We start from the raw sequence: 22,490 nt of genomic DNA, 5'->3' as shown, positions 1-22,490 counted from the left end.
CCATAATGCTCGGCCTGCCCGTGCGTCAGGCCTGGTATTCCACACTCTGCCGGGCATACAGGCTATCCGGCGTCCACGACACCAGGTCAGCCGGAATCTGTTCACCGGTAATGATGTTCTTGACCTGGTCACCCTCCTGCTGGCCCTCCTTGGCGGGGAACCAGACATAGGGGATGCCCAGGTGGTCGGCATAGCGGATCTGCCTGCCGATCTTGGCTGCGGTGGGTGCCACGTCAGCGGCGATCCCCCTGGCACGCAGGTCCTGGGCGATATGGTTGCTGACGGTGCGATCCTCCTCGTCCCAAACAGCGACCATGACCGCCGCTGGGGAGACCCGAGAGGCCTGAACCCCCTGGGCCAACAGGTAGGAGAGCAGGCGCGAAAGCCCGATGGACAGCCCCACACCCGGGTAGGTGCGATTGCCCTGGCTGGCCAGGTTGTCATAACGGCCGCCGGAGCAGATGGATCCCAGGGACTGCGCCCCCTCAAGGAAAGTCTCATAAACAGAGCCGGTGTAGTAGTCCAAGCCGCGGGCGATCTTCAGGTCGGCGATGACAGAGCCCGGCCGGATGCGTGCGGCCTCGTCGATGATCATGGCCAGCGTCTCCAGCCCCTCAATGGCCAAGGAGTATGAAGAAGACTGCTTGTCGATGCCAACCTTGTCGACCAGGGCGTCAAACCGCTGGCGCAGCTGCTCGCCATCGTCGGCAGTCAGCTCAGCCAGATCCAGGCAGGCCCTGGCCTGGTCCTGGTTGGCACCGCACTCACTGACCAGCAGGCTGGCCACCTCGTCAGGGCCGATCTTGTCCAGCTTGTCGATCTCGCGCAGCACGCCCTCGACATCCTCCAGACCCAGACCCCTGTAGAATCCCTCGGAAAGCTTGCGGTTGTTGGCATGCACGGTGGGCTTGGGCAGTCCGAAGGCCCGCAGCTCCTCCAGAGCGCTCAGCATGACCAGGGGCACCTCGACCTCGTAGTGGTCGGGCAGCTCCCCGTTGCCAATCACATCAATATCAGCCTGGACGAACTCCCTGAACCGTCCCTCCTGGGGGCGCTCCCCCCGCCAGACCTTTTGAATCTGCCAGCGCTTGAAGGGGAAGGTCAAGTCGTTGCTGTGTTCCACCACGTAGCGGCTCAGCGGCACGGTCAGGTCAAAATGCAAGCCCAGCCGACGCTCCACCGGCGCATCCTTTTCCTGGCCCAGATCCTGCAGCCGGGAGAGCAGGTAGATCTCCTTGCTGGTCTCCCCCTTCTTGAGCAGGCTGGAGCCCTCTTCGACTGCCCGGGTCTCAATGCCGATGTAGCCGTTCAATTCGAAGACCTTGCGGAGCGTGTCGATAACGCGCTGCTCCACCACTCGTTGTGAAGGAAGCCATTCAGGGAAACCGGATAGAGATGTGCCTTTTGCCATAAGAACCTATACTATAGGAGGTCAAGGAAAATGGTACTGCCATATTTTGCGATCTCTCCAACACACAAGCCTAAGGAGCTGGCCATGGCCGACAACACCGCCATCACACCCGAGAACACCTCGACACCGCAGGAGGAGCACACCGCGGATGCGGCGGGCCAGGTCGCCGCTGCCACGACACCCGAAGCCGGACAGACCCAGAGCGCACCGGTACCGGCTGAGCCGCCGGCAAAGCCCAAGGCAGTCCCCTCCCCTGCGGCTTTGGCCCACAAGGCCCCTCATGTCAAGGCCGCTTCGGCCGCTCCCACCTACAGCCAGGAGGAGATCGACAAGGCAGAAGCCTTCGGACGGGTGGACGAGCAGGGCAATGTCTTCGTCCGCGAGGGCGACCAGGAGCGCCAGGTGGGCCAGTTCCCCAACGCTGATGCCAAGGAGGCCCTAAACCTCTACGCCCGCCGCTACCTGGACCTCAAGGAGAAGCTGAACCTCTTCGCCTCCAGGCTGCGCAGCCCTAAGATCAAGGCCCACGAGATTGACGAGTCCATAACCTCACTCAAGGAGGAGACCAGCCAGCCCGAGGCCGTCGGCGACCTCGCAGCCCTCCGCACGCAGTTGCACCAGCTGGCCGAACAGGGGCAGGCACGCAAGGCCGAGCTGGCGCAGGCTCGCAAGGATGCCATGGCCAAGGCCATCAAGGAGCGGACCGCCATTGTGGAGAAGGCCGAAGAGCTGGCTGCCTCCTTGGGCGACTCCACCAACTGGCGTTCCACAGCGGACAAGTTCCGTTCCCTCTTCGAGCAGTGGCAGCACCACCAGCGCACCACCATCCGCATCGACAAGGCCGACGCGGACGCGCTCTGGAAGCGCTTCTCCTCCGCCCGCACCACCTTCAACCAGGCCCGCCGCAAGTGGGCCCAGCAGCGTGATGCCCAACGGACAGAGACCAAGCGGATCAAAGAGGAGATCATCGCCGAGGCCGACCAGATCAAGGACTCCACCGACTGGGGACCCACCTCCCACCAGTTCAACGAGCTTATGGACCGTTGGAAGCAGGCCGGACGGGCAGGACGTCAGGATGACGATGCCCTCTGGGCCCGGTTCCGTCAGGCCGCGGATGTCTTCTTCAACGCCCGTCAGGCAGACCGGGACAAGACCTCGGTCAACGAGCGCGAAAACCTGACCAAGAAAGAAGCCCTGGTGGCCAAGGCTGAGGCTCTGCTGCCCGTCAAGGATGCCAAGGCCGCCAAGCAGGCCCGGCAGGAGCTGGCCAAGATCCAGGAGGAATGGGACGGCATCGGCTTTGTCCCCCGTGACGACATGCGCCGGATCGAAGGCAGGATGGATGCTGTGGACCGGCAGATCAAGGCCGTGGAGGATGCAGCCTGGAACCAGTCGGACCCCGAGGCCGATGCCCGCGTCTCCAGCTTCGAGCAGCAGCTGGCCGCCCAGCTTGAGGATCTGGACCGTCGGATCGCCGCCGAGCAGGATCCGGCTAAGAAGCAGGAGCTTGAGGCCGAGAAGGCCACCAAGGAGCAGTGGATGAACGCCGTGCGCTGATCGCATCTGACTGCTTCAGGGCCCCCGGCCTGGTCATCGACCACCGGGGGCCCTTCCGTAACCACCGTTGATAACCGTCTTTCAGTTCAAGGCCGAAAGCAAGTGACCCTGCCGTCGCAAGAGTGTAGAGGAAAAGCGGACATAGCGGTGGTTGAGATGGAAGGTCAGATGGCCCGCATATGGGGGCTGGTCGAACCCTTGGCTCCGGTCAGACGGTAGGCATCGAAGACCCCGTCGATCTTCCTGACTGCCGACAAGAGGGTGTTCAGATGCTGGGGGTCGCCCATTTCGAAGACGAACTGGCTGACCGCCACCCGGTCACGGCCAGTGGACTGGCTGCCAGACAGGATGTTGACGCCGTGGTCGGACAGCACCTGAGTGATGTCGGAGAGCAGGTGGGGCCGATCCAGGGCCTCCACCTGGATCTGGACCATGAAGGTGCCCTGCTTGCCTGTCCAGGAGACCTCGATGATCCGTTCGGGTTGCTTCTTGCGAAGGTCCAGAAGGTTCTGACAGTCGGACCGATGAACCGAAACGCCCTGGTTGCGGGTGATGAACCCGGTGATGGGATCTCCCGGCACCGGGGTGCAGCAACGGGCCAGCTTGACCCAGACATCGTCCACACCCTTGACCGAGATCCCCTGGGAGGTCTCCGGCCGGCTGGACTTGGTGACCCGCTGCAGGGGAATGGCCTCCTGCTCCACCTCGTCCTCAAGGGCTGACCGGCCGGCATCATTGACCAGCCGGGAAATCACATTCTGAGTGGAGACCTGTCCGTCGCCTATGGCGGCGTAGACCGCATTCTCATTGGGATAGTTAAGCTCGTCGGCAGCACCCACCATGGCTTCGGGGGTAAGCAGAGTGGCCACGGGCAGGTTCCGCTTGCGCATGGCGCGGATCAGCTCGTCCTTGCCCTCTCCGATGGTCTCCGAACGGCGCTCCTTGCTGAACCACTGACGGATCTTACTGCGGGCGCGGGGGCTCTTGGCGAAGCTGAGCCAGTCGCGCGAAGGCCCATCGGTGTCCGACTTGCTGGTCAGGATCTCCACAGTATCCCCGTTGCGCAGCTTGGTATCCAGGGGGACCAGACGGCCGTTGACGCGCGCGCCCATGGTTCTGTGGCCCACCTCGGTATGGACGGCATAGGCGAAGTCCACCGGCGTGGAATCGGCCGGCAGGGAGATGATCTTGCCTTTGGGAGTGAACACATAGACCTCGGCCGAGCCTAGATCATCCTTCAAGGAGCCCAGGAATTCATTGGAGTCAGGAGTCTCGCTGGTCCAGTCGGCCAGCTGCTGGATCCAGGTAAGGTTGTCCTCCTGGCTCAGCTCCCCCTCCTGGCGCTCACGCTTGACGTCGGACTTGTCCGGCTGGGAGAGCTCGCGGCCGGCGGACCCGTTCTCCTTGTACTTCCAGTGGGCGGCGATGCCGAACTCGGCACGACGGTGCATCTGCCAGGTGCGGATCTGAATCTCCACCGGCTTGCCGCCCGGGCCTACCACCGTGGTGTGCAGGGACTGGTAGCGGTTGGTCTTGGGCATGGCGATGTAGTCCTTGAACCGCCCAGGCACCGGACTCCAGCGGGCATGGACGGCGCCTAGGGCCGCATAGCAATCGCGGATGGTGTCCACAATGATCCGCACCCCGACCAAATCATAGATGTTAGCGAAATCGTGCCCGCGCACAATCATCTTCTGGTAGATGCTGAAGTAGTCCTTGGGCCGTCCGGTCACCTGGGCCTTGATGCCTTGGGCGTCCAGATCCTCGTGGATCTCGTCCAGGATCTGCTTCAGATAGACCTCCCGCTGGCCCGCCCTGCGGGAGACCAGCACCACGATCTCGTGGTAGATCTTGGGATAGAGAGTCTTGAAGCTGAGTTCTTCCAATTCGGTTTTGATGGCGTTCATGCCCAGCCGGTTGGCAAGGGGCGCATAGACATCCAGGGTCTCGCGGGCCTTGCGCTGGGCTGATGAAGCCTTGACGTAGCGCCAGGTGCGGGCGTTGTGGACCCGGTCGGCCAACTTGACCACCAAGACGCGCACATCTCGGCTCATGGCCACGATCATCTTGCGTATGGTCTCGGCCTGTGCCGAATCGCCGTAGTCCATCTTGGATATTTTGGTGACCCCGTCCACCAGGCCGGCCACCGTGTCGCCGAACTCGTCCCTGCACTGCTCCAGGGTGTAGTCGGTGTCCTCCACAGTGTCGTGCAGCAGACCAGCCGAAACCACCTTGGGCCCCATGCCCAGGTCTGCCAGAATCTGTGCCACAGCCAGCGGATGGATGATGTAGGGCTCGCCAGACTTGCGCCTCTGGTCGGCATGCTGGACCACAGCGCGGTCATAGGCGCGCTGGAGCATGGACAGATCCTCGCCCGGATGATGGGCGGCGCAAATCTCCCAGATGGACATCAGGGGGTTGAGCGGATCGTCGCTGACCTCACATCCCAAGGCTCTGGAGGACAGGCCAGAAGGGGTCTGATCGCCGACATCATTGCTGCAGACGCTGCCCTCCTGAGTGACCATTCAAGCCTCCAATGTAGCGATATGATGCACCAATCTTACACTTGCGCCTGACCCATTCAGGCCGTCCGTGTCCGAAGGATGCCTCAGCGGCCCGTCGAGCCGAATCCGGCATCCGAACGCGCCGAGCCGGGCAGACGTTCCGCGGGCACGAAACGGGCCTGTACGTAGCGCTGAATGATCAGCTGGGCAATGCGCTCCCCGGGCTCGAAGTGAACCGACTCACGCGGATCCAAGTTGATCAGCGGCACCTTGATCTCGCCCCTGTACCCGGCATCGATGGTTCCGGGCGCGTTGAGCACGGTTACCCCCATCTTGACTGCCAGTCCCGAGCGCGGGTGAACCAGGCCGACGTACCCGTTGGGCAGAGCCAGAGCGACGCCGGTGGGAACCAGCGCCCGCTGGAAGGGAGCCAGATCCACGGCCACCCTGGCTCGCAGATCGGCACCTGCATCGCCGGGCATGGCGTATTCCGGCACCTTGGCCCCATCCAAGGATTTGAACAGGACCTCGACCGTTTCTGGCTCGTTGTAGGACTCGTCGTAGGCCATCAGGCGGCGCACTCCTTGCAGACGGGCTTGCCGTCGGGGGTGGTGTAGGCCAGTTGGCTCCGGTGCTTGACCAGGAAGCAGTTGGAGCAGATGAATTCATCGCCCTGCATGGGGATGACGGTCACCGAAGAGTCCTCATTACTCAGGTCGGCGCCAGGCAGCTCGTAGTCCTCGGCGATGGCGTTCTCGTCGTCGTCCAGGTCGGCCCCGGCATCCTGGCCGCTTTTGCCCAGCTCCTGCAGGGATTCCTCGTCTTCGTCCTTGTCGCGCGGGGTATCGTAATCCTGTGCCATCGTGTACCCTTTCCTTGTTCGGCCGGCCACCTCGTATGCCGGTCATTTCACACGATATGTACTGCGCATAGGATACACGATTTCAAAAGCACGTAAAATACCAACCGTAGGGCACAATGGAAATACCTAAGGCCGTGTAAAGGAACCGTAAGAGGATAGGGGCGTGCATGTCTGAGAATGGGACCAGGGTGGCCAGCTTTGACCATGTCGACGACAGGGGCGATCTGGTCTTCGTCTGTGACCACCGGCACTTCGCCGTAAGGGTCGACGATGCGCTTGATCGCGCCATTCTTGAGGCCAAGCAGGTCAAGGAAGAAGAGGACGTTGACCCCCAGACCGGCAAGTCCAAGCCCCTGCCTGTCTCGGCCATTCAGGCGGCTGTGCGCGCCGGCGCTCGCCCTGAGCAGGTGGCTCAGCAATACGCTGTCAACGAAGCGCTGGTACGGCGTTTCGCGGCCCCGGTGGAGACCGAAAAGAAGTACGCCATCGAGCAGTTCCTGACCATGCCGGCGCCCAAGGGGTCGGGCGGGCGAAACTACCAGGAACTGATCGGCAAGGTGCTGGCCCGCGCAGGGGTCAGCCTGTCACAGGTGTCCTGGCAGGCCACCAGACGAGGGTACGAACCCTGGAACATCAACGGCGTGTTTACCTTGGACAAGCGGATTTTCAACGCCCGCTGGGCCTGGAACATGCATGACAACACCGTGACCTGTCTGAACGGGGCGGCAAGGATGCTGCTGGATGATTCCGCAGACGATCATGGTCAGGATCGGCCTGCCGAAGCGATTGACGATCAGACCGACAGGCGGCCTCCAAGCCAGAAGGATACCTTTACCCAAATCGAAGAAGAGGACGCCGGATCGGAGGGCCAGGAGAGCGGTGAACGTCAGGCGGCACTCACGGCCTGGCTCTATGGCAAGCCCAAGGAGAGCCAGGAGCGGACAGCCGAGCAAGAGCCCAGCCACCCCAGCGCAGAACTGACCGAGGACCCCGACACAGCCGAGCATCCTCCCATCAGGGACAACGAATCCACCATGGTCCTGCCCGTGCAGAACCATGGACAGAGCCAGGCGGACCAGGAGCAGCCCCGGCAAGAGGATCCAGGCGATGATGCCGGGCAGGACGAGCAGGAGGATCAGCCCAAGGAGGGTCGCCGCAGCAAGCGGGCCAAAAAGCACTCCGGACGGTCGGCCGTGCCCAGCTGGGATGAGATCCTCTTCGGCAAGTAGTCAGACCAGGTCGATCAGGCAGGGAATCTGCGTCTCCAGACGGGTCCATGAACCATGCACGCCGGGCAGCCTGGTTGCGGCATCCGTCTGATCTGCAGAATTCACCAGGGTGATCCGGTCACCGGCCAGCACCAGAAGGTCGCCGATCATGGGTCGGATCCGAGCGTCCACAGGGCCGAAGATTCCCCCTTGGATGGCCTGGTCCCGGGTCAACACCCAGGCCCGCTCCCCCAGACGCTCACGCCAGCGTGTAGCCACGACCTGGGGGTTCGCCCCCTGGTCCAGATAGAGCATGACCGCCCTGGGCTCGCCGCCCACCAGTCGCACATCCCGGTTCAGTTCGGGATCCTGGGCAATGTCAATGCGCTGGTTCGGATCGGACTCAACCATGCCGTGATCGGCTATGATCACCGTCAGTGTCCCGGCAGGCAGGCGGCGATGAAGCTCGGCCAGCTGTGCATCGGTGGCTTCAAGAGCGGCCACCCACTCCTCACCCTCCCAGCCGCTGTGGTGGCCCACCTTGTCCACATCGCGAATGTAGAGGTAGGTCAGACCCGGCTGGCGGGCGGCCTCGCAGGCGGCCAGGAGACGCTGACGGGAGTGGTTGTGGGCCAGATACTCCCCGCCACGCAGAGCCGCGCGGGTCAGGGCTGAATCGCGAAAACGCGGCAGGCCCGAGGAGGTCACACGGACCCCTTGCGCCTGGAGGGTCTCAAAGACCGTGGGACGGCGCTGCAGGTGCTCGGGATCCTGAGCGCCCCTGAATTGGATCATCTGACCCAACTGGCCGGTGTCCGGGTTCAGCTGGGTGTAGCCGGTCATGCCGGTCAGTCCAGGGCTGGTTCCGGTGCCGAAGACCCCCATGGCCGCCACGGTCGTCGAGGGCAGACTGGTGTAGAGGGGACGCTGGTTGATGGGCTCGGACAGCAGCGAGCGCAGGTAGGGCACATGGCCCTGGCGGCTGACCAGATTCCAGAATCCCAGCCCATCCACCAGGACGACGACCACCGACCGGGCCTCCGGCAGTCCCAGAGCCTCCTGGAGAGCCTTGGCAGACGGATGGACGTCGGTGGCCACAGGCATTCCCAGGCAGGCACTCAGGGCTGGCAGGACGGCGGACAGATGCCTGGCCCCGCCAACATGGTTAGCCCCCGCCCGGTCCCCGTATTGGATAGGCGGACTCGGCTGCAGCAGTTCCTTCATGTCAGGTGTATCCAGACCCATGCCTTCCATTCAAGCACGGTCAGACCCCAGGCCGACACCGCATCCCTGCGGTGAAGGCTTTGGCGGACCGTCCGGTTATCATAAGGCGGAACGTGAAGGAGCAGGAGCTGGAGCATGGCAACTCATCGCAGGAGCAAGGCGGCGGGGTACGACCCCAGGCAGGTCAAGGAGCACATCGTCGAAACCCCTCTGAACGAGGAGATGAGCAAGTCCTTCCTGGAATACGCCTACTCGGTCATCTACGCCAGGGCCCTGCCCGACGCCCGTGACGGACTCAAGCCGGTCCAGCGGCGGATCATCTATCAGATGGGCCAGATGAACCTCAACCCCGACCGCCCCTACATGAAGTCCGCCAGGGCCGTGGGCGAGGTCATGGGCAAGCTGCACCCCCATGGCGACTCCTCCATCTACGAGGCCATGGTCAGGCTGGCTCAGCCCTTCGCCATGCGCCTGCCCCTGGTCGACGGCCACGGCAACTTCGGATCCCTGGACGACGGACCGGCGGCCTCCCGCTACACCGAGGCCAGGCTGGCTCCGGCGGCCCTGGGCATGAACGCCGACATCGACCAGGACACGGTGGACTTCTCCCCCAACTACGACAACAAGCTCAAGGAGCCCCAGGTCCTGCCCTCGGCCATCCCTAACCTGCTGGTCAACGGAGCCTCGGGCATCGCCGTGGGCATGGCCACCAACATGATCACCCACAACCTGAGCGAGGTGGTGGCCGCTGCCAAGTATCTGATGGCCCACCCGGACGCAAGCCTGGACGAACTCATGCGCTACGTGCCCGGCCCGGATCTGCCCGGCGGCGGGGTCATCGTGGGTCGGGACGGCATCCGCAAGGCTTACGAGCACGGCCGGGGGGCCTTCGTGACCAGGTCCGTCACCCACCTGGAGAACGTGACCGCCCGCAAGAAGGCCATCGTGGTCACTGAGCTGCCATTCATGGTGGGACCCGAACGGGTTCTGGAACGCATCTCGGATGGGGTGCGCAACCACAAGCTGGAGGGCATCTCCAGCGCCATCGACCTGACCGACCGGCACAACGGGACCCGCCTGGTCATCGAGATCAAGACGGGATTCGACCCTGGCAAGGTCCTGGGCAAACTCTTCAAGTACACGCCCCTGGAGGACTCCTTCACCATCAACAACGTGGCCCTGGTCCACGGACGGCCCAGAACCATGGGGCTCAAGGAGCTGCTGGAGGTCTGGGTGGAACACCGGCGCACGGTCATCCATAGACGCAGCGAGTTCCGCCGCAAGAAGGCCCTGGAACGTCTGCATCTGGTCGAGGGTCTTCTGCTGGCCCTGGTCGACATCGACGAGGTCATCCAGGTCATTCGCAGCTCGGACGATGCGGATGCGGCCAAGACCAAGCTGATGGCGGTCTTCGACCTGGATCAGACCCAGGCCCAGTACATTCTTGACCTGCGGCTGCGGCGGCTGACCAAGATGAGCAGGATCGAGCTGGAGGGCGAACGCGACGACCTCAACAAGCAGCTGGAGGAACTGGAGCGGATTCTGGGTTCCTCGGCCGAGCTTGACCGTGTGGTCATCCAGGAGATGGACCAGGCGGTGGCCCAGTGGGGTACGCCCAGGCGCACGGTCATCCTGGACCAGGAGCCCTCCGGCGATCTGGCCCCCGTGCAGTCGGCAGCAGCCGGCGACCAGCAAACCCCCGGCAAGGCCGGTGCCGGCCCACAGGCCGCACTGATGGCAAGCGGAGGAACCAGCCGCGGCGGGGACGGCGGCGACCTGCACATGGAGGACAAGCCCTGCACGGTCATGATGAGCGCCACCGGCCTGCTGGCACGCAGCACCCCAGGAGCCTTGGACGCCTGGCGGTCCCGGCCACGCAACCAGGACCGGGGGCATGACGACCAGATCATCGCCATATTCGCCACCACCACCCTGGCCACCTACGGCCTGGTCACCACGGCTGGACGGCTGATCACCGCTCCTGTGGCCGACCTGCCGCTGATCCCCGCCACCGCCAACCCCAACCTGAGCGGGGGCATCGTGGCTGACGAACTTCTGGGCGGGACCGCCAGCACCGAACCACAGGCCGACGAGCACGCCGTCACCGTCATCGACATGGCCGACACCCGGCCCCTGGCCCTGGGCACCCGGCTTGGCACGGTCAAACGTTGGAACCGCGAGTCCCCGACCACCATGGACTCTTGGACGGTCATCGACCTGAAGGATGAGGATCAGGTGGTCTTCGCAGCCCCCTGCCAGGACGGGGACCGCATGGTGCTCATCTCCTCGGATGCCAGCCTATTGACCTTCACCGGCGACAAGGTTCGCCCCCAGGGTCGCAATGCGGCAGGCATGGTGGGCATCCGACTGGTCCAGGGCTGCCAGGTCGCCACCTTCGCGGTTGTGCCGGCCGGAGAGATCGGCTGGACCTACCAGGAGACCGGCGAAGATGGCATGAGCACCCAGGCCGGGGCCGTGGTCCTGACCGTGGCCGGTGACTCCGAGGCTCTGCCCGGCACCGAGAATGGGTCGGCCAAGCTGACTCCGCTGGAGATGTATCCGGTCAAGGGCCGTGGCACGAGGGGCGTGCGCTCCCAGCGCTTCCTCAAGGGTCAGGACACCCTGCTGCTGGCCCGGGTGGGCGCCTGGCCCCTGCACGCCAGCACCGCTGCCTGTTCTCCGGTCGACCTGCCCGACGTGGACATGCGCCGGGATGCCTCCGGCCAGGAGCTGGCAGCGCCCATCGCCTTTGTAGCCTGAGGACACGTTCACACAAGGCTCAGTAGAGGGCCATGCCGCCTGGTCCGGCCGTGAATCCGGCGGCGGCCAGGGCCATGCCCACCGGTTCACGCATGGTCAGAGGCCGGCCATTGGCATCACTGAAGAGGATGCGTCCCTGCCCGCCCCGCCTCAGCCATGAAGCCAGCTGGGCGAAGGCCGCCTCCAGCAATCCACGCTCGGGCTCGCCGAAGACCAGCAGATGATGCCCCTTGGGCGCCGCATAGACCAGGGCGCAGCCTCGATGCTGCATCAAGAGGTTCCCCATCCGCCGAATGGGCCGACCGCCGGCATCCCCTGATGTAGTCGGCCAGACAAGAGCCGTGCCATAGAGGTTGGCGGGATCGGTCACATCCATGACCACGGGCTCGGGAGGTCGCTGCCCCGATCTGTCTTCACCATCGCTCCGGCGCTCATCCTCTTGGAAGTCCCTGAGCTGGTTGATCACCTCTCGGGGGGCGAACTGGGCACCGCCGAAACCGTCGACGATGACCCCACGCGTCAGCTGACCGGCCTCCTCCATCCGTCTGCAGACCTGATAGAGGGCCGAGAATCCGCCAGGCAGGGACCGCACCTCAGGCAGCACCGGAGCCAGGAGCCCATAGCGGTCCAGGATGGCCTGCTCCTCGTGGACCAGGCGGACGGTCCGCTGTCGATCATCGTCCTGGCTGCCTCTAGACTCATCGCATGAACCGGCCATGCCAGTCCCCGCTGAGCCTCCTGCTGACCCGCGCTCATCCACAACCAGGGTCCAGAACCCCTCCGCCGCTGCTGACAGCGCTGTTGAGCTTGTCGCCCGCATCATGGCTGCACGACCCCTGGGCCTGCCGTGTCCATGCAGGCCGTGGGGCAGGCGTCGGGTCCTCCCCGAGGACTGAGACCCTGATCCTCGGATCAGGCGCCGAACCGGAGCCAGGGAGGCGTTGGTGACCAGTCCACACCTGACCAAATCCCAGAGCGACCGTGCCACGGCCTCCTGATCGGGGGCTTCAAAACCAAGAGACTCAACGTCATTCCCGCCCCGGCCGGCGCAGGCGCGCAGAAGCCGATCGAAGCGGTAGGCTCCCCCGTCGGCCAGAACATCCAGCATGGTCTCTTCCAGATCGCACGCGTCGCCCGCCTTGCTCGACTTGCCGGCCACATCCGTGACCGACGGAGGACCAACAGATTGTGCTGGAAGCTCATCATCCAGGTCCTCGGCCAGATAAAAGGTCATGGCGCCCAACGGGCCCTCCCCCTGGTCGGACCCCACCCAGACCACCTGGCCCGAAGCCAGCAGATCGTCCATCAAGGCCGGTCCGTAATCACGCACCCTGGCCGGGAAGATGGCCGACTCCCAGAGTTCGGTCGGCAGAGCCAGCCCCTCCAGCTGCCCGACCACCTCCAGCAATCCTTCGGTGCCCATCAAGGGCTCCTGGCCCAGGGGTGCCAGACCCTGCCTGTGAAGAAGAAAGTCGCTGTAGACATGACCGGGGACAGGACTGGCGGCCTTGCTGGCCTTGGCCAGGGACCGCGAGCGCAGCCGACGGAAGACCTCGGGATCCAGCCACCCCCGGCGGGGTTCGCCTCCCTCAAATCCCGGCTCGCCATAGGCACTCAGGTCAGGCCTGGGGAAGACCCCGGTCATGAGCAGCTCGCGTGAGGCCAGGGAGCGCAGTCGGTCCTCCAAGAGAGCGCTGCCCAGACCCAGGTGACCGGCCAGGTCCTCGGTGGTGAATGGCCCATGGACTTCGGCATATTGCCTGACCAGCTGGTCAAAGGCTTCACTGTCCGATTCCGATTTTTGTGTTGACTGAGCGGATGGCCGGATGATGCCAAGGCCCAGAACCGCCGTCAGCCGCCCTGCCTGACCGGCCCATACCCAGCAGTCGCGTGTACCCAGTCTGACCTGGACCACCCTGGCCTGGGTCTGCAGCTCCTCCAGCATGGCCCGGACCTGTGCCTCCGTAACCGATTCGTCCTCCTGCCCGCGCATGCGCCGACGAATCCCAGCCAAATCCATGGGGCCCAGGGTGCGCAACAGGTCGGCCAGTCCTTCGGCTCCCCTGGCCCGGGTTCTGGGCGAAAGCCGCTGCAGATCAGCAGTCACCTGGTCTACGGTCTCCTGGTCCAGAAGGTCAGCCATGTCCACCTGGCCGACCATCTGCTCCAGCAGGTCGGAGTCGATGGCCAGCATGGCGGCGTCGCGCTCAGCCTTGGGCATGTCGTACTGGTACATGAAGGTCCCCAGGTAGCCGAAGAGCAGCCCTGAAGCCATGGGCGAGGGGGCCTTGGTGGAGGCCGGGACCAGACGAACGCTCCCCTGCTCCAGGTCGGCCATGAGCTCGCGCAGGGCAGGCATGTCGTAGACGTCCTGCAGGCACTCGCGCATGGTCTCCAGAACCAGGGGGAAGTCATCCTCCTTCAGAGCCGCGTCCAGCAGACGGGAGGCCCGCAGACGCTGCTGCCAGAGCGGAACCCTACGACCCGGCTCCATCCTGGGCATGTAGAGCGAGCGGGCTGCGCACTGGCGGAAGCGGGCCTGGAAGAGCGCTGAGCCCACCAGGTGCCGTCGGACTTCGCGCTCCACCTGATCAGGGGTGAATCCGAATATTCGCTGATCTTCCAGGAAGGCATCAGTGCCCGGAATCTGCACGACGATGCCGTCCTCCCCCGCCCAGACGGATCCGTCGTATCCGCGCTCACGGGAGAGCCGGGCGGCGATGGCCAGGGCCCAAGGCTCGTTGACCCTGCGGCCGTATGGCGAATGGAGGATCAGCCTCAGATCACCCTCCTCGTTGGGGCAGCGCTCGACCACCAGGTGCCGGTCGTCGGGCACCCGGCCGGTGGAGGCCTGCTGCTCGGCCAGAAAGGCGGCCAGATTGTTGATAGCAGGACGGTCCAGGCCGTCCTTCAGCAGACGAGTGCTTACTGATTGAGTGAAACCCGGCCGGCCGGAGGCAGTCTGGACCGCCGGTATCAGGCCCTGGGACAGTTCCATGGCGAGTCTGCCCAGGCGACGGCCAAAGGCAGGGTCGCGGCCGGTGCCCTCCCCATGCCAGAAGGGTAGCCTGGCGGAGCGTCCCGGAGCGGGCACGACCACCACACGGTCGCGGGTGATCTGCTGGATCCTCCAGGAGGTGGTACCCAGGGTGATCACGTCCCCCTTGCGGGACTCGTAGACCATCTCCTCATCCAGCTCCCCCACTCGGCGGGGTTTGCCGCCGGCGGCCTCGGAGGGCATGACCACACTGTAGGAGCCACGGTCGGGAATGGTGCCTCCGGAGGTGACCGCCAGTCGTTGCGCGCCGGGCCGGGCCGTCAGCATACCGGTCTGGTGGTCCCAGACCAGTATGGGACGGAAGGCGGTGAAATCCTGGGAGGTGTAGGCACCGCTGAGCATGCCCAGCACCGCCCGGTAGACCTGCTGGTCCAGGTGGGCGAAGGGCGCGGCCCGTCTGACCGTGGCCAGCCAGTCCTCCTCCTTGAGCGGGCCCATGGCGGCCGCGGCCACCGTCTGCTGGGCCAGAACATCCAAGGGACTGCTGGGCATGATGGTGGGTTCGATGTCACCCTGGACCATGCTCTCCATGCTGGCCGTGCACTCCAGGATCTGCTCGCGGGTTAGGGGGAAAAGCCTGGCCTGCGATACCTGACCCACCTGATGGTCAGCCCGGCCCACCCGCTGCAGTCCCGAAGCGGTCGACAGCGGGGCATTGACCTGGATGACCAGATCGACCGAACCCATATCGATACCCAGCTCCAGGCTTGAGGTGGCGACCACGCACCGCAGTCTGCCGGCCTTGAGATCGTCCTCCACCTGGCGGCGGCGTTCCTTGGATACCGAACCATGATGGGCCATGGCGATGGGCTGGTCGACGCTCAGGCCGGAGGTTCTCTCGGAGGTGGACCCGGTGGCCGAATCGTAGTGGGCCGGCTCCCTGGGCTCAGCTGTTTCATCGGATGAACCTGGCCGGTCGTGGCCGGATGCCTGCAGATCAGACTGGTGCAGGTCGTTCAGCCGGGCGGTCAGGCGTTCGGCGAGTCCTCGGGAGTTGACGAAGACCAGGGTGGTGCGGTGGGACAGGACCTGATCCAGGATGGCCCGCTCGACGGCAGGCCAGATGGATCCGCTTCTCTGGTCCCCCTCCTGCCCTTCCTGGCTGGACTCGCCGGGCGGCGCGGCCAGATCCCCCATGTCCTCCAGGGGCTCGATCAGGCGCAGGTCCATGGCTGTGGACGACCTGGGCTGGATCAGACTGACCGGACGGCTGCCGCCCAGAAAACGGGCCACCTGCTCGGGTGGACGGACCGTCGCCGACAGGCCGATCCGCTGCACAGGCCCTCCGACCAGGTCGTCCAAGCGCTCCAGGCTCAGCGCCAGATGAGCCCCGCGCTTATTGCCCGCCAAAACGTGGATTTCGTCCACAATAACGGTCTGCACGTTCTTCAGCGTGCTGGCCGTCTTGGAGGTCAGCATCAGATAGAGGGACTCAGGTGTGGTGACCAGAATATCCGGAGGATGGGCGGCCAGGGCTCTGCGGCCGCGGGCGTCGGCGTCTCCGGTACGGATGCCCGTCCGGACCTTGGGCGCTTTACCTCCCTGCTGTACAAAGCGCTCGGCTATGCCCTCCAGCGGAGCCTGCAGGTTGCGGGCCACATCCGTCCCCAGGGCCTTCATGGGCGAGATGTAGAGCACGGCGACCCCAGGCTTCCGGGAGCGCCGGGGCATGGTCATAAGCTCGTCGATGGCCCAGAGAAAGGCGGCCAGGGTCTTGCCCGAGCCGGTGGGCGAAATGATCAGCGCATCGCCGCCTGAACGGATGGCCGGCCAGGCCTGCACCTGGGTCGGCGTGGGACCCTGAGGGAAGGCCTGACGAAACCAGCCGGCCGTCTGCGGGGAAAAATTACCCAAGGGATCGCTGCTCATCTGCGTTACGCTCCTCTCCCCACCTTTCGGGCCTTGCTGAAGACAGATCAGGTGTCGATCTTGCTCCGGTCGAAGTCGTCGGCATTGTCCACGATGAACTGCTTGCGGGGCGGCACGTCGTCCCCCATGAGCAGGGGGAAGATACCGGCCGCCTGAGCGGCATCCTCCATGCGTATGCGGCGCAGCATGCGGGTCCTGGGATCCATGGTGGTGTCGGCCAGCTGGTCGGCGTCCATCTCGCCCAGACCCTTGTAGCGCTGCACATCGGGATTGTAGTCGATGTGCTTGGCCTGCAGATCGGCCAGCTTGCCCTCCAGCTCATCGTCCGAATAGGTGTAGATGAACTTCCCCTTGTTCCTGCCTGCCAGGGCGATTCGATGCAGGGGCGGCACGGCTGCGTAGACCCGCCCGTTCTCGATCAGGGGCCGCATGTAGCGGTAGAAGAGGGTCAGCAACAGGATGCGGATATGGGCGCCGTCCACGTCGGCATCGGTCATCATGATGACCTTGTTGTAGCGGGCCTGGTCGATGTCGAAGCTGGCTCCCGAGCCCGCGCCGACCACCTGGATGATGGAGGCGCACTCCTTGTTGGTCAGCATCTGGGACAGGGAGGCCTTCTGCACGTTGAGGATCTTGCCACGGATGGGCAGCAGGGCCTGGAACATGGAGTTTCGGGCCGCCTTGGCCGTGCCCAGGGCTGAGTCGCCCTCGACGATGAACAGCTCGGCGATGTCGTCGTTGCCGGGCATGGAATCCGAGAGCTTGGAGGGCATGGAGGCCGATTCCAGGGCGTTCTTGCGCCTGGTGACCTCCTTGGTCTTGCGTGCCTGGACGCGGGCGTGCATCTCGCCCACGATCTTCTCCAGCACCTGGCCGGACTGCTCCTTGAAGCCGCGCTTGGAGCCGCTGATCATCTGGCCGAACTGGTCGTCGGTCATCCGGGTGACGATGGGCTTGACCTGGGCCGTACCCAGCACGTCCTTGGTCTGGCCCTGGAACTGCGGCTCGGCGATGCGCACGGTGACCACGGCCACCAGCCCGGCCAGAACGTCGTCGCGCTCCACTTTGGTGTGAGAATCCTTGAGGTTGACCTTGAGACGGCGAGCGTTGGCCTCAACGGCCTTGCGCACCTGGCGGGTCATGGCGTTCATGAACCCGTCCACGTGCATGCCCCCGCCGGGCGTCTCCACCACATTGACGAAGCTACAAACGACTGAATCGTAGTCATTGACCCAGCGCAGGGCGATATCCACCCCGCAGACACGTTCCACCTGCTCGGCGTGCAGCTCGCCATCGGGACCGACCCGCTGGGTCTCTTCCTGGTAGGTGTCCTGGCCGCTGATCCGCCAGATGTCGCTGACCGGCTCGCCCTTGGACAGGAAGTCCACAAAGTCCGTCACCCCACCGGTGTGCAGGAACTCCTCCACCCGCTGATGGCCGGACTCGTCCTCCGGCTGCAGCATGGCCCGGTCGGCCCTCTCGGTGGCCGAAAGGTCGGCATCCTCGGCCTGCGCGTCTTCGGCACGTTCGTCCCCGTCGCCTTCTTCAGAGTGATCGTCGCTGTCAGGCGATTCACGAAGGTTCTCCTGAACGTCCTGATTATTCGGCTCTGCAGCAGGTTCGCCGTCAACCTCCAGGCGCAGATCCTGCTCGGCACTTCCTGTGGCGGGGATGCGATCGTCGATCACAGTGATCTTGAGGCCAGGCACCAGGAAGCTGGTCTGACGTACCCGGTCGATCAGCTGGGCGTAGCTGAACCGGGCCGTGGGGTTGAAGATTTCCGGGTCGGCCCAGTAGCGCACCCTGGTGCCGGTCCTGGACTTGGGCACGCTGCCGACCACCTCCAGGGGCGTAGGCCGGTTCTTCCTGGTGCGTTTAAAGGGCGAGTCAGGCGAGGGATGCTCCGGATCAGGGTCCTGGTAGGTACCGGGATGGCCCTGATGGAAGCGCATCCGGTGGGTCTTGCCGTCCCTGTCCACCTCCACGTCCAGTCGGGAGCTCAGGGCGTTGACCACCGAAGATCCCACGCCGTGCAGGCCGCCCACAGCCGTGTATGAAGAGTTGCCGAACTTGGCTCCCGCGTGAAGCTTGGTCAGAACCACCTCCACGCCGGTCAACCCTGTCCGAGGCTCTATATCAACGGGGATGCCTCGGCCGTTGTCATCCACCTCGATGGAGCCATCCCTGTGCAGGATGACCTTGATGTGGTCGCATTGACCGGCCAGGGCCTCGTCCACGGCGTTGTCGATGATCTCCCAAAGGCAGTGCATGAGCCCCTGGCTGTCCGTGGTCCCGATGTACATACCCGGACGCTTGCGCACCGCGTCCAAGCCATCCAGAACCGTCAGACTGCCGGCACCATAGGACTTTTCCTTATCAGGCTTTTTCGCCACCATTTACCTCGCCGTTCACCTCATGGCGCCCAGGAGGACAGGAGTCCCACATGGGCGGTCGCTTACGCACCGATGACCATTTCTAGCAAGGAGGCCTCGACAGTGTCAGGGCCTCCCCGTCGGGCGCAGAGGTCACTGATCCAGGAAGTCACGCAGGGTCTGCGAGCGCGAGGGATGCCGCAGCTTGGACATGGTCTTGGACTCGATCTGGCGGATGCGTTCACGGGTGACCCCGTAGACTCGGCCGATGTCGTCCAGGGTCTTGGGCTGCCCATCCTCCAGGCCATAGCGCATCTTGATGACGCCGGCCTCACGGGGGCTCAGGGTCTCAAGAACCTGCTGGAACTGTTCCTGCAGCAGGGAGAAGGCCACAGCGTCCGAGGGGGCGATGGCGTCGGTGTCCTCGATCAGGTCGCCGAACTCCGAGTCGCCGTCCTCACCCAGAGGGGTGTGCAGGGAGATGGGCTCACGTCCGTACTTCTGGACCTCCTGGACCTTCTCGACGGGCATGTCCAGCTCCCTGGCCAGCTCGTCGGGGGTGGGCTCGCGGCCCAGATCCTGCAGCATCTGACGCTGGACGCGGGAAAGCTTGTTGATGACCTCGACCATGTGGACGGGCACGCGGATGGTGCGGGCCTGGTCGGCCATGGCGCGGGTGATGGCCTGACGAATCCACCAGGTGGCATAGGTGGAGAACTTGTAGCCCTTGGTGTAGTCGAACTTCTCCACGGCACGGATCAGACCCAGATTGCCTTCCTGGATCAGGTCCAGGAAGAGCATGCCCCTGCCCGTGTAGCGCTTGGCCAGGGAGACCACCAGTCGCAGGTTGGCCTCCAGCAGATGATCCTTGGCCTTCTTCCCATCGTTGGCGGCCCACTTGAGCTCGCGGCGACGCTTGAAGTCCATACCCTCGCCCTCGGTATCCAGCAGATGCTGGGCATAGAGGCCGGCCTCAATGCGCTCCGAGAGGTCCACCTCCTGCTCGGCGTTCAGCAGGCTGACGCGGCCGATCTGCTTGAGGTAGTCCTTGACAGGATCCGCAGTGGCGCCGGCGGTGACCACGCGACGCTTGGGATTGCCAGAGGGGGTGACATTCTCATCGTCATCGGAATCGTCGACGACGAAAGCGCCCTTGACCTTGGCGGCAAGGGCATGGGCGGCCTTGCGGTCCTCCTCGGCCTCATCATGGACCTGGGAGGCCTCATCCTCCTCCTGATCGTCCTCGTCGGGCTCGTCCTCCAGCTGGTCGTCGTCCTCCTGATCCTCCAGCAGATCCTCGTCGGGCTCCTGCTCCTCCTGCTGCAGGATGGGCTTCTCTTCGACCTTCTTGGTGGTCTTGGAGGCCGGACGGCGGTTCCTCTTGGTCGCCGAGGTGCTAGTAGCGGCGCTCTTACGGGACGTGGTCTTGCGGGACGCCTTGCTGCTGGTCTTGGACCTGGTGGTGGTCTTGGTCCTGCCGGCAGTCGAACTGCCCCGGCCCTTTGCGGTATCCACTGCGGCTGTCTTGGCTGACTTGGTGTCCTTCGTGGCCAAATTCTCCTCCTGGATCATCCCACCCGCCGACACTGCTTTAAGGGCACAGCTATGGCAAGGTCAAATCGTAGACTCATTACAGTGAACCACCCCAGGGGGACGATTATTCCCGATTCAGCTCAATTGCCTCCAAGCCGGATCGATGCCACGGCCTATCAAGGCCAGGACGATGGCGGCTAGACTGCAGGAACGGTCGTCTGCCAGGGCTTTCTGCGCAAACCCCGATGCTCGGGATCCCCCACTCCACCAGTCGACATAGGCCGCGACCGCCAGTGGCTGGGACCGAAACCCCGGCGGAACCTGATCCGCCATGGCTTCAAGCATGGCAAGCCCTGCACGACAGCGGGGCTGGTCCGGCCGTGTCGCAGTGTCCTTGAAGACCGCATCCAGGATGCTGCAGAGCGCCGTCACATTCGACGGATCATTGGGACGAACACACAGGTCCATCAACCGATCGCTGTCCAGACCAGGCTCAGGCGCCAGCATTGACAAAATAAGCCCGTCGCGTATGGCCAGAGTCTCCTTTGTGGCCACGGCCAGGCAGTCTGCCGAGTCGGAGTCCAACTGCTGGCGCGCCTGCGGCCCCTTCAAACCAGCGATCCAGTCTGTCAACGGTTGCTGGAGCCATCGTCTGTCGGCCTCTTCCACACCCCATCGTCGTCGGCCCTCTCGGTAGTTCTCCACCAGTTCCTTCATACCTTTTTCATTTGCGTCGTCCATGCCTTCAGCGCCTCCCATCCGCTCCCGGCATGGGAACCGGGAGCCTTGGCACCATCCTGATCCAGTTGGCACCGTGAGGAAGGCCCCAACCGATCATGTGGTCAAGTGACGTCATCCATCCACCACGGTCCCGGCAGCCTGTCCGCTGGGCAGATATGCGGATAGGCTCTAAGGCATGAAAAGCGTGACTGCAGCACGGGTCGAACAGCGCATGGAGGAACTGCTCCAGCGCCGTTGCGACCACCTGATTGCTCCAGAACCCGGACTGGACCACCCCCGGGACCAGGACCCCTCCCAGGAGGCTTTGCATGAGGTCATCCTCCAGGCAATCGAGGCCGGCCGCGGCGGCAAACGCCTGCGCGCCCTGCTGCTCTGCGACGTCTGGCGGGCTTTGGATTCCGAGCAGAATCCCGACCGTGAACAGGCGGTGGTGGACCTTGCCTGCGCCTTGGAGGTCTATCAGACCAGCGCGCTGGTCCATGACGACATCATCGACGGTTCCCCCCGTCGTCGGGGCCGCCCTGCCACCCACCTGGCCCTGAGCCGGTCGGTTGCCGGAAACGACTCGAGCGGCCGGGCACCCGCAAGACCTGATGTCCGCGGCACCGGTCTGGGCATCCTGCTTGGCGACCTGCTGGCATCGCTGAGCACGGACATGGCCCTCCAGGCGGCTGCCGACCTGCCTCAGGGACCGGCCATCGGAAGAACCTTCCAAGCCATGCAGACGGCTGTGGTCACCGGCCAGGTCCTGGACATGGGCATGGAGGAGGCCTGTCTGGACAATCCGGAACGCCTGCGCCGCCAGGCCCTGCACACCATGGCCTGGAAGACCGCCTCCTACACCACCCTGACCCCGCTGGCTCTGGGCCTGTTGGCCGCCGGAGCAGACATGGAGGAGCACAAAGAGTCGGTGCGCGCCCTGGGTCTGGACCTGGGGCTGGCCTACCAGCTGGCGGACGATCTCTTGGACGTCACAGGCGACGACCGACGCACCGGCAAACCTGTGGGTGGCGATATCCGCGAGGGCAAGCGGACCGTCCTCCTGGCCGACACCCTGGCCATGGCCGATTCTGATCAGGCCAAAGAGGTTCGTCGAATCTACGATTCCCCGGCCGAACGCCGCAAGGATGGCCAGGTGAATATGGTCCGTGATCTGATGCAGTCCTGTGGAGCCGTAGAGGCCAGCCGTCAACGCATGGCCGACCTGTCCGTCCGAGCCCAGGCCCGAGCCCAGGACCTGGCCCATGATCTGCATCTGCCGGCAAGTGGCCGAACCATATTCCTCGAGGCCTGCCGACGCTTCCTGCCGCTTGCCACCACCGCCGGGTATCATGAACGTGTATCTTCCATTGATGCCGAGGCCGGTCAGGCCTCCGAGGTGTAGAGGGCCG

The 22,490-nt window shown here is 64.5% G+C and carries 13 protein-coding genes; 4 read left to right on the top strand and 9 right to left on the bottom strand.

Annotated features, from left to right (window positions below):
* Positions 1–25 precede the first annotated feature (25 nt).
* Positions 26–1,411, bottom strand: a complete 1,386-nt coding sequence (hisS, locus tag J3T93_RS07440; RefSeq protein ID WP_267431155.1) for a histidine--tRNA ligase — start codon at positions 1,409–1,411, stop codon at positions 26–28.
* An 84-nt stretch (positions 1,412–1,495) separates the two neighbouring features.
* Here hisS and J3T93_RS07435 point away from each other — a divergent pair, with 84 nt between their 5' ends.
* The gene (locus J3T93_RS07435; RefSeq protein ID WP_267431154.1) at positions 1,496–2,968 is read left to right on the top strand and encodes a DUF349 domain-containing protein; all 1,473 of its coding nucleotides are present in this window, start codon (positions 1,496–1,498) and stop codon (positions 2,966–2,968) included.
* Positions 2,969–3,132: 164 nt separating this feature from the next.
* On the opposite strand, the gene J3T93_RS07430 is transcribed toward J3T93_RS07435, so the two are convergent.
* From J3T93_RS07430 to J3T93_RS07420, 3 genes are all read right to left on the bottom strand, one after another.
* Positions 3,133–5,493, bottom strand: coding sequence for a RelA/SpoT family protein (locus J3T93_RS07430; protein ID WP_267431153.1), 2,361 nt, complete (start codon positions 5,491–5,493; stop codon positions 3,133–3,135).
* 83 nt (positions 5,494–5,576) lie between these two features.
* A complete protein-coding gene (gene dut / locus J3T93_RS07425; RefSeq protein ID WP_267400120.1) occupies positions 5,577–6,041 on the bottom strand; it encodes a dUTP diphosphatase in 465 nt (154 codons plus the stop codon).
* Positions 6,041–6,334: a DUF4193 domain-containing protein gene (locus J3T93_RS07420; protein WP_024627827.1), complete on the bottom strand. Its 294-nt coding sequence runs from the start codon at positions 6,332–6,334 to the stop codon at positions 6,041–6,043. Before J3T93_RS07420 ends, dut begins: the two co-directional genes overlap by 1 nt.
* A gap of 167 nt (positions 6,335–6,501) precedes the next feature.
* Between J3T93_RS07420 and sepH the strand changes: the two genes are divergently transcribed.
* Complete coding sequence (gene sepH, locus J3T93_RS07415; protein ID WP_267431152.1) at positions 6,502–7,563, top strand: septation protein SepH; 1,062 nt, start codon at positions 6,502–6,504, stop codon at positions 7,561–7,563.
* On the opposite strand, the gene J3T93_RS07410 is transcribed toward sepH, so the two are convergent.
* Positions 7,564–8,787, bottom strand: coding sequence for an alkaline phosphatase family protein (locus J3T93_RS07410; RefSeq protein WP_267431151.1), 1,224 nt, complete (start codon positions 8,785–8,787; stop codon positions 7,564–7,566).
* Between the two features lie 114 nt (positions 8,788–8,901).
* On the opposite strand from J3T93_RS07410, the gene J3T93_RS07405 reads away from it, so the two are divergent.
* On the top strand, positions 8,902–11,526 hold the full coding sequence (locus J3T93_RS07405) for a DNA gyrase/topoisomerase IV subunit A (RefSeq protein WP_267431150.1): 2,625 nt from the start codon (positions 8,902–8,904) through the stop codon (positions 11,524–11,526).
* Positions 11,527–11,545: 19 nt separating this feature from the next.
* Here the strand turns inward: J3T93_RS07405 and J3T93_RS07400 are convergent, their stop codons facing one another.
* From J3T93_RS07400 to J3T93_RS07385, 4 genes are all read right to left on the bottom strand, one after another.
* The gene (locus tag J3T93_RS07400; protein WP_267431149.1) at positions 11,546–16,453 is read right to left on the bottom strand and encodes an ATP-dependent helicase; all 4,908 of its coding nucleotides are present in this window, start codon (positions 16,451–16,453) and stop codon (positions 11,546–11,548) included.
* 47 nt (positions 16,454–16,500) lie between these two features.
* Positions 16,501–18,849: a DNA gyrase/topoisomerase IV subunit B gene (locus J3T93_RS07395; RefSeq protein ID WP_267431148.1), complete on the bottom strand. Its 2,349-nt coding sequence runs from the start codon at positions 18,847–18,849 to the stop codon at positions 16,501–16,503.
* A 129-nt stretch (positions 18,850–18,978) separates the two neighbouring features.
* Complete coding sequence (locus J3T93_RS07390; protein WP_416378838.1) at positions 18,979–20,379, bottom strand: RNA polymerase sigma factor; 1,401 nt, start codon at positions 20,377–20,379, stop codon at positions 18,979–18,981.
* A gap of 114 nt (positions 20,380–20,493) precedes the next feature.
* The gene (locus J3T93_RS07385) at positions 20,494–21,099 is read right to left on the bottom strand and encodes a hypothetical protein (RefSeq protein WP_267400130.1); all 606 of its coding nucleotides are present in this window, start codon (positions 21,097–21,099) and stop codon (positions 20,494–20,496) included.
* A gap of 184 nt (positions 21,100–21,283) precedes the next feature.
* Here J3T93_RS07385 and J3T93_RS07380 point away from each other — a divergent pair, with 184 nt between their 5' ends.
* Complete coding sequence (locus J3T93_RS07380; RefSeq protein ID WP_267431147.1) at positions 21,284–22,483, top strand: polyprenyl synthetase family protein; 1,200 nt, start codon at positions 21,284–21,286, stop codon at positions 22,481–22,483.
* Positions 22,484–22,490: the final 7 nt, after the last annotated feature.

The organism is Bifidobacterium sp. B4111, from assembly GCF_026537235.1.
Lineage (GTDB): Bacteria > Actinomycetota > Actinomycetes > Actinomycetales > Bifidobacteriaceae > Bombiscardovia.
Note: the sequence above shows the minus strand (reverse complement) of the source record. Positions and strands in the feature narration are given on the sequence as shown.